Genomic DNA, 13,243 nt, shown 5'->3' with positions numbered 1-13,243 from the left:
AAACCCTGATGTCGAGGGAATTTCCCCTCCCTACACCCTACACCCTACACCCTACACCCCCTCTAGCAGCGCTATAAGCCCGTCAAGTCTTCCCCTAAAATTGAATTGATATGAGTGAGCTTCAATCGACAAACCCTATGGTTAACTCAGTTCCCCTCGCGAGAATGCCCGACCAACCCGGCGGCGAACGCATCCTCGCTTCCATCGACTTGGGGACCAATTCCCTGCACATGGTCATCGTGCGGATCGAACCCGATTTGCCCGCATTTTCGATCATCGCCCGCGAAAAAGACACCGTGCGGCTCGGAGATTGCGGGCCGAAGGGCAACCTCAAACCCGAGGTCATCGATCGCGCGATCGCCTGCCTGCAACGCTTTCAAGAAATCGCCAAAACCTGCGACGCCGAACAAGTCATCGCCGTCGCCACCAGCGCCGTGCGGGAGGCGCCCAACGGCCGGGACTTTATCAAACGGGTGTCCGACGAGTTGGATCTCGAAGTCAGCCTCATTTCCGGCCCGGAAGAGGCCCGCAGAATTTACCTGGGCGTCCTCTCGGCGATGGAATTCCACGACGAACCCCACATCATCATCGACATCGGCGGCGGTTCGACGGAATTGATTTTGGGAGACGGCCGGGAACCCCGGTTCCTCAGCAGTACCAAAGTGGGGGCAGTCCGCCTCACCCAGGAATTTGTCAAAAGCGACCCCATCAGTCGCACCGAATTTCTCTATTTGCAAGCCTACATCCGGGGGATGTTGGAGCGTCCGATCGACGAATTGCGACCCCACCTCGAAGCCGGAGAAACCCCCCGCCTGGTGGGAACTTCGGGGACGATCGAAACCTTGGCGGGTATCGTCGCCCGCCAAAAGTTGGGCTTTGAACCCGACCCCCTGGCGGGTTACGAACTCACCCGAAACGACTTGGAAGATGTGGTCAACCAACTGCGAAAGTTGTCCTATACGGAGCGGTTGGACATTCCGGGAATCAACGATCGCCGCGCCGAAATTATCCTGGCGGGGGCATTAATTTTGCTCGAAGCGATGACGTTATTGGACATGGAATCCCTGACGATTTGCGAGCGGAGTTTGCGGGAAGGGGTGATCGTGGACTGGATGTTGACCCACGGTTTGATCGAGGATCGCCTCCGCTACGGCAGTTCGATCCGGCAACGCAGCGTCCTCAAAGTTGCCCAGAAATATGATGTCAATTTGGAATACAGCGAACGGGTGGCGGCGTTTACTTTGAGCCTATTCGACCAAACGAAAGGCATCCTGCACGACTACGGTTTTCAAGAGCGGGAATTGCTGTGGGCGGCGGCGATTTTGCACAATTGCGGGCTGTATGTCAGCCACTCGGCGCACCACAAACATTCTTACTATTTGATCCGCCATGGGGAATTGTTGGGGTACACGGACACAGAAATCGAGATTATCGCCAATCTCGCCCGCTACCACCGCAAAAGTGCCCCGAAAAAGAAGCACGAAAATTATCAAAATTTGTCGAAGAAAAATCGCCATTTGGTCGATCGCCTCAATCCCCTGATGCGGTTGGCGGTGGCCCTAGACCGGCGGCAGATCGGGGCAGTGGCGGACGTCGATTGCGAGTGCGATCGCGATGCGGGGGAGTTCCGACTCAAACTCAAACCGTGCGATCGCGAGGACGACTGCGCGTTGGAGTTGTGGAGTTTGGATTTGAAAAAGGATGTTTTTGAAGCAGAATATGATTTGAAATTGGTGGCGTTTGTGGAACCGACGACCGTTCCCGTTTGAGCGATTTTGAGCGATCGGGTGGGTTGGGTTTCGGATTGAATCCGGACTCAACCCACCGGATAAAAGTGAGTTTTGATTGTATTGTACTTCTCTCACTTGGAGAACAGAGAAAGAAGTCGCTCACACTTTTTGATTCTTGGATTTCAACAGGGAACTCACACCGACAGCTCCGACACCCAACAACCCCAAGAGGGTAGACGGTTCGGGAACCGACTCGGGAGATTCTTGCAGGGTAATTGTCACCTGACTCACCCCGGAACCGGGGCGCCCGATCGTTCCAATCGAGCGATTAAATGCTGCGAAAATATCATAATTTACCGGCCCCTGAGAATCGCTCTGGCCGTCGAGAGCATACAAATAAGGTGAATTCAGCATTCCGGAGTTTCCGCTGTTGTCATCCCATTGGAGTTGGTTGTCAGAAACCGTCAAGGAAAGGGTCGATCCTCCCTTCACCAAATCGAAGGCTTGGATCAAAGGTGAAGTGCCGCTAAAGTTATCGTTGCCGTACACCAACATATCATCAGATGCTGGGGATGGAGAAGAAGACTGCGGTACGCCGATGTGCATTTCAGCATCATTGCTTTGATGGCTGGCATCACCTCGATAACCGTTGTTCGAGATCGAGTCGCCGATGTGGGTACTCATTCCCCAGGGATCGGCATCGTAGTCGATATCAAAAGTAGCGGCTTTGAAAGGGGAGTTAGCCGGATCTAAATTCAGTTTGAAAACTGTCTCATAATAACTGTCCGAGTATTGGTTGACAGGAGAACGCACGAAGCTGGCCAGATCGCTGCGTTGCCACAAATCTCCCCAATAATCGCCAGTTTTCAGATCGATGGTTCCGGTCAAGGTTGCCGCCGATGCGGACTCTGCAAACCCGGCGATCGCGATCGTTCCCACGGCCAGCGATGCGACAATTTCGATCGGAATGGATGACGTTTTAACGCTCATGGTTGGCTCCTTAAAATAGTCGATTTTTACAAATACAGTCTGTTTCTGGCAATATCCCGATTGCCAGATGTCGTTTGAATCCGTAGAAATGCGGTAATTTCTTACCCGGACTTTCTATAGCTCAGTAATAACACGGTTGCCAAACTGATGCCAAGGCGATCTGACAACCTTCATCCGATCTTTACAGTATAAAGTTTTATCAATTTATCTCGGCAGCTCTGTGGGGATTGGCTGTCCGGCTGACCGGGCTAATTGGCTGACTCAAAGGGACTCTTGTTATCTTTTGAGTTCCTTTAATTTCGATGCCAAACCGAGAAAACGACACGTTTTTTAATGAAGTAATGTAAAGATCCGGAGTGGCGGTTTTTACAGTTGTTGTTCGGAGTCCTTATCCGTCCCTTCCTCCGGACTCTCCCCGTCCGGTTCCAGGGTAATTTCTTCGATCTGATCCGTCGCCAGTTCCGCCGACTCCGATCGCTCCCCTTCCCCCCCCGTCAAAATTTCCGCTTCCACTTCCTCGGCAATTTCCGCCTGCAACTCGGCGACGGTTTCCGCTTCCAACTGAGAAATTTGGATCTGTTCCACCTTCGGTCCGGCGACGGACATCACCTTAAATTCCAAGTTGTTGTAGCGGAGCACTTCCCCGACGCCGGGAATTTTTTGCAGTTGGTAGGTGATAAAACCGCCCAACGTTTGATATTCTTCATTTAAGGGCAAGTTGAGATCCAACAGTTCGTTGACCTCCTCCACGCTCAACTGAGCCTGGACGAGAAACGTCTGCTCGTCCATAAATTGTAGCGTCACCTCTTCCGTCTCCGTCAGTTCCAAACCGTCCCCGATAATTTCGCCGATCAGATCGGCGATCGTCACCAGTCCCGCCGTCCCGCCGAACTCGTCCACGACGATGATCATTTCCTGCTGCGATCGCTGCATCAGGGGCAACAATTCACTCAGCACCATCTGTTCCGAGACAAATCGGGCGGGGCGAATCCAATCGGCGATCGGCGTTTCGGGAGACAGCCGCCCCTCCGCCAGCGGTTTCGCCAGATCGCGAAAATCCACGATCCCCAAAATATCGTCCAGGGATTCCCCCGCGATCGGATAGCGGGAATGGTTGGAAACCGCCATTTCTTCTAACAGGGTTTGAAATGTCGCCGTATTCGATAAAGATACGATGCTGGTGCGAGGAATCATGATCTCTTCCGCCAAAACATCCCCGAATTCAAAGACATTATTTAATAACTGTCTCTCCTCCGCTTCCAAACCCATGGATTCGCTGGACGTGGTGATGATCAGTTGTAACTCTTCCGGCGTGACGCGGGTGTAGGGTTGTCCGGTGTAGTGGATGCCGCAGAGTTTTAAAAGCCACTGGGTGGATTGGTTCAGACACCAGACGAAAGGCTTGAAAAAACGGGCGATCGCCAGGGACGGCGGCGCCAGCAGACGGGCGATCTGTTCGGGGTACAAAAGGGCGAGGGATTTGGGAAGCAATTCCCCCAAAATGATTTGCAAATAGGCGATCAGGAAAAAGGTGGTGATCGGGATGGCGAGGGAGTGGGCGATCGCATTTTGGATGGTTTCGGAGAAGGGAATATTGCCCAAAAGTTGGCGGATCACCAACGCCATCGTCGCCTCCCCGATCCAGCCCAAAGCCAGACTCGAGAGCGTGATCCCCAACTGGGTGGTGGACAGCAGCAAATCGATCCGCCGCTGCAAGTGTTGGACCGTCAGGGCTTGCAGATCTCCCTCGTCCACCAACTGATTGATTCGCGATCGCCTCACGGACACCATCGAAAATTCGGCGGTGACAAAAAAGGCGTTAATTGCAATCAGCAACAACACGGACAACAATCGCAGCAGCATATCCTGGGCAGTCAATGTCATCGCCGATGCGTCACCCAAAACCTTCGTGTCCTTCGCACTGTCAAATATCGATCACAATTGACCCCAAAAAGGGTAAAAAACAAGCGTTCCATCGCCTCCTAAAATTACTCGACAACCGGAATTCCGGACATCTGAAGTTGCAATTTTTGATCGGGATAATCCGTCAAACTCATCCCCAATTCTTTGGCATTGTCCAGCAACGCCGTGGGAATCGTCACGGTTCCGGTGTAGGTCTGGCTACCCGGCGGCAACTGCCCCGGCAGATCGTCCACGCTGGCACTCAACGCCCGCCCCTTATCATCGGTAACATTGAGGAAACTGTAGAGAAAACGGATGGAGCGATCGCCCTCGTTTTTGATATTTACATTCAGCAGCAGGGAATTGCTTTTCCGTGTCACGGAGGTGATCTCCAAAGTGATACCCCCATCCCGGCTGACGATGGGAAATGCGGCGGGATTGGCTGCAGTTTCCTCGGATGTGTTCTCAGTTTCAGCCTTCTCCTCGGGCTTCGGTTCGCTCTTTTTGGATGCCGCCGTCGCCTCTTCCCCGCCTTCCATGCGTTTTTTGACGCTGGCGAGAATTTCCTGTTCCGTCAGAAACTTTACGCCCTCTTGGCGGGGGGCATTATTCGCCTTTTCCGTCAGGTTGCTCGGCCGCACGTCCGGTTGGGTAATTTCCTTGAGTGCGTCCCGGCCGAGTCGGTAGCCCCAGGCCGAACTGAAGATGCCCGCTCCGAACATCATCACGAGCAAAACCACCGTCATAATTACCGTTGAATTCAAGCCCATCTGCTCCTGTCAAAGTCGGTGTGAATGATCGATCCGGACTGTGTGCGATCGCGACCCCCGGAGTTCGATCCGGCGATCGCGCCAGAATTTGATGTTTTTAGTTTTAGCACGGACTCGGCTCATCTGTTCGGGATCGGTGGCGGGAGTTGCCAGCAGGTTCGCGGCTCAGTTATGCTATCATAGAAAACCAATTCTCGGGCGCCCTTGGCCGATTGGGGAGGCAGCGAACTCATAATTCGCCTTCAGGCTGGTTCGATTCCAGCAGGGCGCATTAGGTGTATCCCCTTATTTAGTGGCTGTTTGAGTCGTTGACTCTGACCGTTAGCCTTGAATAAAGCGCTGTAATCATTGCCGGATAAGGAGTTATACCAAATGGACACAACTGGACTCGAACCAGTGACCCCCACGATGTCAACGTGGTGCTCTAACCAACTGAGCTATGCGTCCGAACGATTTACAATCGTAGCACGAGGCTCCGACAAAATGCAACCCCCTTTTGAAAATTTCTTCCGGGTCCAGAAAATGGGGTGAGTTGCCGGCCCGATCGCGGTATGCTAGGAGAATCTCGGGGAACGCCAACGCAAGCCCCAGCAAGCGACCCAGCAAATCGTCCAACGGGAGGAGATGATGGCCAAGAAGAGTCTGGCAGATCTGGTCAAACAGGAGGCGGAGAAGGGAACCGATCCCGTCCCGGAAGCTGCCGATGCCGATGCAAGTGCCGGGACTTCCACCCCATCTTCCTCCCGTGGCAGAGTCACCAAAGCGGAGTTGGAGTCGCAACTGGCCGAAGTGCGATCGCTCCTGGAACAAGTGCAGGCCCGGGAAAGCGACTGGCAAACCCAGGTTGCCGAGTTACAGGGCCAACTCAAGGGCCGCGCCGAGCTCGAAACCCAGATCGCCGAGTTGCAGTCGGATTTGGAGGAGTCCCGGCGGCGGGAGACGGAATTGCAGGTAGAAATTAAGGAGCTCAAATGCGAGTTGAAATCCGCCAGTCAAAGCGATCGCCGTCTGCAAAAAGAGGTTGACGGCCTGAAAGCGGAGTTGGCGGAAAAAGAGCGGGCGATCGCGACCCTGAAAGAACAGGTTAAGGCATCCGACCTAAAACAACAACTCGAAGAAGCCCAGGCGACGGCCTTACACCTCTCGGAAACCAACACCCACCTCCTCGAAGAAATCAAACAACTCCAGGAGGAAAACGAAGATCTCCGGGCCGAGTCTCACCCCCACTATCCCAAACCCCATCTGGTGCCGCGCCCCGAGCACGTCCAAACTCAACCCCTCAACAACGAGGATTTTTCACAAAGCACCTGGCTGTTGTAATCGGTTCTCCTGCCGTCCGTTGTTGCGCTTTGGGGCGCCGGATTGAGGGACTCAAGCCCAACAACGAAACCCCTCTGTTGTTGCGCTTTGGGGCGATCGCCGTATTGCTGAGAGTCGGTGCGTTCCCTATTCTCACCGACCGATTAGACCGATAATGGATGGGGTGGGAACGCACCCTACAATTGACGACTTTCCCCCCTGTTGCCTGTTGCCTGTTGCCTATTGCCTGCCATACAAAACAAAAGCGCAGATCGGGCGGATCTGCGTCTCTTGTCGGGTCTTCAATTGTGAGACCGATTTACGCGGGGCGGGTGAGCATTTTTTGCTGCAATAAGTTGCGGATTGAGGCTTTTTGAATCAATCCCACCAGCGTGCCGTTGCGGAAGACGGGGAGTTCGTCGAGCTTGTTTTCTTCAAACAACATCACCACATCCAACAGCGATCGCTCGGCATCCACCGTGGTTTCAAATTCGACGGGTTTCACCAGTTCTTTCACGGACACGGACGACCATTGAGACGTGGGGACTCCCTTCATGTCATCGACTCGGAGTTCTCCGATCAATTGTCCGCCTTCACCGGTGACGAAGAATCGCCGCGTCTGGGGTTTGCCGATGATGTACTCGTTGGCTAATTCCCGCAGAGATAAGTGTTCGGAAATGACGGGACTTTCGGGGATGATGGCGTCCTCTGCCGTGTACTCGGACAGGCGATCGCGCAATCGGGCGTCCTGGGCCAATGCACCGGCGTTCTGTAGCAGGAACCAACCGACCAGAATCGTCCAGAAGTTGGGGAAGCTACCCGAGATCAACACCGGAAGCAGTCCGTAAATAATTGCCAACCAGCCAAATCCCTGACCGACGCGGCTCGCGAAGACGACACCTTTATATTGGTTGCCGGTGATCTTCCAAACCAGCGATTTGAGTACGTTTCCGCCGTCGAGGGGCAAACCGGGAATCAGGTTGAACAGTGCCAGGGCCAGGTTGATGTAGGCCAGCAGGCCGACCACCGCTCCCAGAGGACCGCTGACGATGGAACTCGATGCGATCGCGGAAAATAAACCGAACAGGACCAAACTCACCGCCGGACCCGCGATCGCGATCCAGAAGGCGTTGCCGGGGGTTTTGGCTTCTTTGTCGAGACTCGCCAACCCGCCGAACAGGAACAGCGTGATCGATTTCACGTTGATTCCCTGCCGGATGGCAACGAAACTGTGTCCCAGTTCGTGGGCCAAAACTGAAGCGAACAGCAGCAATGCCGCCGCCAATCCCAACAGCCAGGGCAGTCCCAGTCCCAACTCGGGAAATTGGACGGCCAGAGAGCCGCCGTAGCTGAGGGTCATCAGGCCCAAAATGATGAACCAGGATGAATTAATGTAAAAGGGAATTCCAAATAAATTCCCGACGCGAATAGAGCCATTCATATCTGGCTTCCTCCGAATGCTTCGCCAGGGGGCGCATTTGCCTCCCTGAAGCTTTATGAATCTATCGTAACGAAATGTAAACTTCCCCCGCAATCCCTCAAATGCCGTATAAACCCGCCGAACGGGTACGGTTTTTCCCCGGAGGGTGCGAAATTGGGGCCAATGGCGGTCAACTTCACCCGACCGGGCTAGGTCGGAAGAATGAATTTGGCGGGGGCGATCGCAAAAAAAAGTTGAAAAATCGTCTCAGTCGCTTTGTGGGTCGGGGTTTAAGCCTTTTTGAAGGGGGATGCCCACAGAAAAACCGATGATATAATATAAGGTAGCACAAACAATCGTTCATCTTTTGGTGCCGCTCACTTTAAATTGGTCGGGTTTTGCCAAAAGACGGAAGTAGGGAGTACCCTCCCGAAGGAACGCGCCTCTGTAACGCTGCAGACTTTCATTAGGAGGCGAATGCTGTGAATGCCACTCAATCCAATCCTCGGGGACCGTTTACCGAGTACAATCCGACCAGTGATAGTTTCGATTTTGACGTGTGGGCGAGAGCCGTCAGACGCCAACTTGTCGCCGCTCTCCAGCATGGGGTTGACGTTCCCAATTCCCAGTTGGAATCATCCCATTTCGACGAGGGTAACGACCTAGACGATTTAGACGATTCCGAACCCGAGTCAGAAGACTGAAGCTGAGGTTCACCATTGCCCCCGGGGTGTCTGACAAAGATATTTCGGGGGCGTTTGATTTGGGGCAGGGGGGCGGAGGAGGCGGAGGAAGCGGAGGAAGCAGAGGAAGCGGAGGAAGTAGAGGAGGCATTATTTTTTCCCTACACCCTACACCCTACACCCTACACCCTACACCCTACTTCCCCGCACTCGGGCCGCCGCCGCGAAACAGGCCGTAGGAGGAGCGTTGGGGGTTGGCTTGCCAGTCGCCGCGGTAGTAGCGACCGGAGAGGGAGGTGCGGTATCTCGGCCAGTACAATAACTGCCTTTCCTGCCGCAAACTCAGGGCCGATCGCTGGGTGAAGCCGGCCCAGATGGTGGTGGCGGCGATCGCGGTTGCCATGAAAATCAAAACTTTGGGTAACATGAGTTTTTCCTCAAATCAATTAACTGGCGGAAATTTCGATCACGTCCGTTTCGCCGAGGGTTTTGGCATTTTCCTGGACGATCAATAACGTGCGATCGACGGGGCCATCCGGCATGATTTCGATGGAAAATCCGTAGGAGCCTCGCGGTTTGATAACGAAGTACAAAACCGCTTTTCCCGATGCGCTTTCGACTCTGCCTTTATCATTTTTAGAATAGCGCAGTGGCATAACGTGAGCCCCGGAATAAACCTGCAGGCCGTAACCGTCGTTGATGTTAAAGTGGGCTGTGAGTTGTCTGGGGGAGGTTTCGTCAGATCTGACATCGATGATGATTTTGATGAGGTTATTTTCGCCACCGACGATCGCCCGTCCGGTGACGTCGCTATCGTTGATGGACTTGGAAAGGACGGTTTTTCCGGTGCGGTGAACGGAAAGATAACTCAACGCTGTCAGGCTCAATGTGCCCACCAGTCCGACGAAGAAAAAGCGGGTGTCGATCGCGCCATTTTGCACTTTGACATAGAAATTGACGGGTTTATCGATATCTTGACCGGAGGTGTCGGTGTACTCCAAAACGGCGATCGCGACGGTGAGTTCATCTTGTTCTCGGCGAGATAAACGCACGTCCAAGCCGCCCTGGAGGTCTTCTTCCTGCCAGGTTCCGGACTCGCCGTCTTCGTACCAGGTTCCGGACTCTTTCCAGGCGGGTTTGACCGCCGAGGCGATGATTTCTCCCTCGCGGTTGCGGAGTTGAATTTCATACGTCACCCATCGGTTGGTGGGGATTCTGGCCTTGACGTCCACCCGCAGGGCTCCGACGAGCGATCGCTGGACTGGGATGGGGGACAGGGTGGCGGGTTCTCCTTCCTCGACGCTCACCACTTTGGAGACTAAGGTTTTTGAGAGGAATGGGGAGGCGATAAACGCCACGGTCAGGAGTCCGACGATCCAAAACCCGAAGGACGGCGCGGACTCCACAAAGCGATTGGAGCGATATTTTTTTACAGTACCGGGCATAAGTTGATTCTCTACGGCGCCCACTTGTCACCCTTCCATGATAGCTTTTGAGAATCTGGGTTGATTTTAATCGTTAACAAAATTCATCATGGCGATCGTGCAAGCTGTTGTTGCCTCCGTGGGTTGGACGTTTTTGGCCGTCGTGCTCCTCTATGCCGGATTCCGCCTGTTCGACCTCCTCGACCCGATCGACTATCAACACGAGATTCGCAACGGCAATATCGCCGCGGGAATTATCGTGGCGGCGATCATTCTGTCTTTGGCGGCGATCGTGGTGACGGTGATTTTGACCTGACCCGACTGGGCAAAATGTTGAATTTTGTATCGTTTTGAACCTTTGATCCGGTCGGCGCGATCGCCCCGCTGCAAAACCTGAGTGTAAATGCCGACCGCCATGCGATCGGGAAGTGATTGAATACAAAGGTTTTGCATTATGCCAGCCGTTCGATTTAGGATTGCGGAGGTTTACTGGCTCAACTTGCGGCCGGAACCGAATACGGATCATCAAGCCATCACCAAACTGAAACGGGATACCCCCGTTGAAAAACTGGACGAAGCGGATGAGGGGGCGTGGTATCGCGTTCGAGTCACCCTCAACGAGCGCACGGTGGAGGGGTGGGTGTCGAGCAAGTATCTCCAACCGGACGATCTAAAATTAGAGTCTTCTGCGGATGTCCGACGCATTTTTGAGGCGATCGAAACTGTCAATCCGGAGCGGTCGTATTACCGATCTCGGGATTTGAATGGGGACGGAGAATCGGAAACCTTTTGTAATTGGTTTGTCGCGGACGTTCTCGACGTTCTTGGCATCCAAATTCCCCGCTACGGCCCCGATGCCCACTACTATCCCCAACCCCATCCCATCTACAAAAACGAACAGAAGACAAAACCCTACAGTGCCGACCACTTGAATCGATTCTTTAACGAAGGTGGCGGGGGTCAATGGCGAGAAATTGACCGAGACACGGCCGCCAATTTGGCGGATCAGGGGAAAGTTGTGGTCGCTTCCGTACCCGGTTCGCCCGGTCATATCGCCCTGGTGATTCCGGGCAGTTCGGGGGCGGACGTTCGCATCGCCCAGGCTGGAAAAATTAACGGTAAAAATCTCGGTTTGGAGGCGGGATTTGGGAATAAAACTATCGAGTTTTTTGTCTATATCGGGTCGGGAGATTTGAGCCAGTCCCTCAACTCCCAAAATGGGGTCAATCTGTCGCCTTTCGGCATTGACAGCAACCTGAAAGAACGCCCTTCCCATCTGACGGGCGATCGCATCGATGCTTACCTGAAAACCAAACCGGCAAAATTTCGGCTGGGATTGGGAAAACATATTATTGACGCATCCAAGAAATACGGCATAAACGCCACCTATATTCTCGCCCACGCCATTCACGAAACGGCCTGGGGAACATCGAAAATTTGCCGGGAAAAACACAACCTGTTTGGATGGTCTGCTTTCACCAACAGCCCTTATGAATCCTCCCGGGGCTTTCCCAATGATGCCGAATGTATCGACTTTGTGATGGGGCGGATCGATGAACTTTATCTGCGATCGACGGGCAAATATTTTAACACCCGCCCCTGTTTGGGCAACAAAAATTATGGGATGAATGTCCGCTACGCCGACGATCCGCAGTGGGGCGAAAAAATTGCCAAAATTGCCCGCAGTATTGAGGGGGCGATCGCGGGTCAAAGTTTCTCCTCGGTTCCTGAAAACCATGAAGATTGGATCGTCAGCAATGTGTACTGGCTGAATTTGCGGCCGAAACCCGACACGGACAACGAGGCGATCGCCCAACTGCGGCGGGGAACCCTGGTTAAAAAACTGGGTGAAAATGCCGATGGAAGTTGGTATCGCGTCCGAGTTCAAGTCAAAAATGAGTGGCTTGAAGGGTGGCTGTCGAGCAAATATTTGCGGCCCTACCAGCCCGACGAGCGCTCCTTCGCCGATCAGATTGTGGAGTATATGCAACGCCAAAACTACACCCTCGATCGCGAACCGGGGTATGGTAATATTGTGGCGATCGAAGGGGTCGATCCGGACGGTTCTCCCAACCGAGATGCGGCGAATCAATTTAATGATGTTTTGAGCATTTTGGTGTTTGAGTCCGGACTTCCCAAACTCATTTATTGCGATCGGGCGACCACGGAACCGGGCTATTATTACACTCAATATCCCGTCAACCCAAGGGGAGCCGCCCGCATCGAATTCGGACAGTACCAAGCTTGGAAAGTTGGCACTCACAAAGCCGGAACTGCTTCCGAACACGAAGCACTGGTTCAAAGGGGTGGCACTGTCACCGTGCGACGGGATGGGAATCAGGACGGAATTCGCACCGGAGATCCCTCGGATACGGGCTATTTTGGGATCAACATTCACGGCGGCTGGGATGCCAGTATCTATGATATCGGCCTGACCAGCGCGGGGTGTATTGTCACTCCTAAAATGTCGGATCATCGCAAGTTTATGCAACTGGTGAAGCAAGATCCGCGTTACCGTCGCAATCAAAACTATGTTTTCCGGGCGACGATTATTCCGGGAGATAAACTCTCATAATGGGAGTGGGGGGCGGGAAATCTGCCCCCAAAAATCTGGTTTTCAAATGGCAAATTTTGATTTAAAATGGTCGGGTATGTCAAGGCGGGGGTGATTATTGTGGAGGGCCTGAATTTGGCGACGGTGGAACCGGGGGAGTATGAGTTGGTGTGTTTGCCGTTGAAAATTATCGGTTCGGAGGGGGCTCCGGCCCGGGCGGTTTTGGTGCGCGATCGCCCGTGAAATGATGTCCGGTTGAATATCTCGCTTGGGAATGAATTTCCTGTGGGATGTGCGATCGCTCAAAATCTTGGCGATCGTTCCAGATAAGCTGGTCAAATGATAACAGTCCCGCTTGGGAATAAATTCCCAAGCTCATAGCGAAAATCCTCTTAAGAGGATTGGGAGTCAATTTCGGGCATCTCTCGAATGAAATAAAATTGATATTCGTCAGTCCCGCTTGGGAATAAA

The 13,243-nt window shown here is 53.4% G+C and carries 12 protein-coding genes, 2 tRNA genes and 1 riboswitch; of the genes, 7 read left to right on the top strand and 7 right to left on the bottom strand.

Annotated features, from left to right (window positions below; all coding sequences use genetic code 11):
• The first annotated feature begins 137 nt into the window (after positions 1-137).
• Positions 138-1,769 (top strand): Ppx/GppA phosphatase family protein, encoded by a 1,632-nt coding sequence (locus AC0QHF_RS03830; RefSeq protein WP_324702859.1) that lies wholly within the window; start codon positions 138-140, stop codon positions 1,767-1,769.
• Between the two features lie 120 nt (positions 1,770-1,889).
• Here the strand turns inward: AC0QHF_RS03830 and AC0QHF_RS03825 are convergent, their stop codons facing one another.
• The 3 genes from AC0QHF_RS03825 to AC0QHF_RS03815 all read right to left on the bottom strand — a co-directional run bounded on the left by AC0QHF_RS03825 (position 1,890) and on the right by AC0QHF_RS03815 (position 5,368).
• On the bottom strand, positions 1,890-2,720 hold the full coding sequence (locus tag AC0QHF_RS03825) for a PEP-CTERM sorting domain-containing protein (RefSeq protein WP_324702858.1): 831 nt from the start codon (positions 2,718-2,720) through the stop codon (positions 1,890-1,892).
• Positions 2,721-3,086: 366 nt separating this feature from the next.
• Positions 3,087-4,604: a hemolysin family protein gene (locus tag AC0QHF_RS03820; RefSeq protein ID WP_324702857.1), complete on the bottom strand. Its 1,518-nt coding sequence runs from the start codon at positions 4,602-4,604 to the stop codon at positions 3,087-3,089.
• Positions 4,605-4,708: 104 nt separating this feature from the next.
• Positions 4,709-5,368 carry a hypothetical protein gene (locus AC0QHF_RS03815; RefSeq protein WP_324702856.1) on the bottom strand — a complete coding sequence of 220 codons (660 nt, stop codon included), beginning with the start codon at positions 5,366-5,368 and terminating at the stop codon, positions 4,709-4,711.
• Between the two features lie 222 nt (positions 5,369-5,590).
• Here AC0QHF_RS03815 and AC0QHF_RS03810 point away from each other — a divergent pair.
• Positions 5,591-5,663, top strand: a tRNA-Ile gene (locus tag AC0QHF_RS03810).
• A 102-nt stretch (positions 5,664-5,765) separates the two neighbouring features.
• On the opposite strand, the gene AC0QHF_RS03805 is transcribed toward AC0QHF_RS03810, so the two are convergent.
• Positions 5,766-5,839 (bottom strand) — tRNA-Val (locus AC0QHF_RS03805).
• A 177-nt stretch (positions 5,840-6,016) separates the two neighbouring features.
• On the opposite strand from AC0QHF_RS03805, the gene AC0QHF_RS03800 reads away from it, so the two are divergent.
• Entirely contained in the window at positions 6,017-6,712 is a 696-nt protein-coding gene (locus AC0QHF_RS03800) for a hypothetical protein (protein WP_324702855.1), read from the top strand.
• 298 nt (positions 6,713-7,010) lie between these two features.
• Here AC0QHF_RS03800 and AC0QHF_RS03795 read toward each other — a convergent pair whose 3' ends face one another.
• A complete protein-coding gene (locus AC0QHF_RS03795; protein WP_324702854.1) occupies positions 7,011-8,132 on the bottom strand; it encodes a site-2 protease family protein in 1,122 nt (373 codons plus the stop codon).
• A 334-nt stretch (positions 8,133-8,466) separates the two neighbouring features.
• Positions 8,467-8,555: riboswitch (Glutamine riboswitch) on the top strand.
• A 38-nt stretch (positions 8,556-8,593) separates the two neighbouring features.
• Here AC0QHF_RS03795 and AC0QHF_RS03790 point away from each other — a divergent pair.
• Entirely contained in the window at positions 8,594-8,815 is a 222-nt protein-coding gene (locus AC0QHF_RS03790; protein WP_324702853.1) for a hypothetical protein, read from the top strand.
• Positions 8,816-8,990: 175 nt separating this feature from the next.
• Here AC0QHF_RS03790 and AC0QHF_RS03785 read toward each other — a convergent pair whose 3' ends face one another.
• Both AC0QHF_RS03785 and AC0QHF_RS03780 read right to left on the bottom strand, forming a co-directional pair.
• A complete protein-coding gene (locus tag AC0QHF_RS03785; protein ID WP_324702852.1) occupies positions 8,991-9,221 on the bottom strand; it encodes a hypothetical protein in 231 nt (76 codons plus the stop codon).
• Positions 9,222-9,240: 19 nt separating this feature from the next.
• Positions 9,241-10,239 carry a hypothetical protein gene (locus AC0QHF_RS03780; protein ID WP_324702851.1) on the bottom strand — a complete coding sequence of 333 codons (999 nt, stop codon included), beginning with the start codon at positions 10,237-10,239 and terminating at the stop codon, positions 9,241-9,243.
• An 88-nt stretch (positions 10,240-10,327) separates the two neighbouring features.
• On the opposite strand from AC0QHF_RS03780, the gene AC0QHF_RS03775 reads away from it, so the two are divergent.
• From AC0QHF_RS03775 to AC0QHF_RS03765, 3 genes are all read left to right on the top strand, one after another.
• The gene (locus AC0QHF_RS03775) at positions 10,328-10,534 is read left to right on the top strand and encodes a DUF350 domain-containing protein (protein ID WP_324702850.1); all 207 of its coding nucleotides are present in this window, start codon (positions 10,328-10,330) and stop codon (positions 10,532-10,534) included.
• Between the two features lie 138 nt (positions 10,535-10,672).
• On the top strand, positions 10,673-12,793 hold the full coding sequence (locus tag AC0QHF_RS03770) for an SH3 domain-containing protein (RefSeq protein WP_324702849.1): 2,121 nt from the start codon (positions 10,673-10,675) through the stop codon (positions 12,791-12,793).
• A gap of 66 nt (positions 12,794-12,859) precedes the next feature.
• Entirely contained in the window at positions 12,860-13,015 is a 156-nt protein-coding gene (locus AC0QHF_RS03765; RefSeq protein ID WP_324702848.1) for a cyclase family protein, read from the top strand.
• Positions 13,016-13,243: the final 228 nt, after the last annotated feature.

The organism is Lyngbya sp. CCY1209 (genome assembly GCF_055795065.1).
This window is presented reverse-complemented; position numbering and strand designations above follow the sequence as displayed.

What these genes read in the sequence shown, in the direction of transcription:
- AC0QHF_RS03830 (WP_324702859.1), top strand. Translation starts at nt 138, where the DNA reads ATGGTTAACTCAGTTCCCCTCGCGAGAATGCCCGACCAACCCGGCGGC.
- AC0QHF_RS03825 (WP_324702858.1), bottom strand. Translation starts at nt 2,720, where the DNA reads ATGAGCGTTAAAACGTCATCCATTCCGATCGAAATTGTCGCATCGCTG.
- AC0QHF_RS03820 (WP_324702857.1), bottom strand. Translation starts at nt 4,604, where the DNA reads ATGACATTGACTGCCCAGGATATGCTGCTGCGATTGTTGTCCGTGTTG.
- AC0QHF_RS03815 (WP_324702856.1), bottom strand. Translation starts at nt 5,368, where the DNA reads ATGACGGTGGTTTTGCTCGTGATGATGTTCGGAGCGGGCATCTTCAGT.
- AC0QHF_RS03800 (WP_324702855.1), top strand. Translation starts at nt 6,017, where the DNA reads ATGATGGCCAAGAAGAGTCTGGCAGATCTGGTCAAACAGGAGGCGGAG.
- AC0QHF_RS03795 (WP_324702854.1), bottom strand. Translation starts at nt 8,132, where the DNA reads ATGAATGGCTCTATTCGCGTCGGGAATTTATTTGGAATTCCCTTTTAC.
- AC0QHF_RS03785 (WP_324702852.1), bottom strand. Translation starts at nt 9,221, where the DNA reads ATGTTACCCAAAGTTTTGATTTTCATGGCAACCGCGATCGCCGCCACC.
- AC0QHF_RS03780 (WP_324702851.1), bottom strand. Translation starts at nt 10,239, where the DNA reads ATGCCCGGTACTGTAAAAAAATATCGCTCCAATCGCTTTGTGGAGTCC.
- AC0QHF_RS03775 (WP_324702850.1), top strand. Translation starts at nt 10,328, where the DNA reads ATGGCGATCGTGCAAGCTGTTGTTGCCTCCGTGGGTTGGACGTTTTTG.
- AC0QHF_RS03770 (WP_324702849.1), top strand. Translation starts at nt 10,673, where the DNA reads ATGCCAGCCGTTCGATTTAGGATTGCGGAGGTTTACTGGCTCAACTTG.
- AC0QHF_RS03765 (WP_324702848.1), top strand. Translation starts at nt 12,860, where the DNA reads ATGGTCGGGTATGTCAAGGCGGGGGTGATTATTGTGGAGGGCCTGAAT.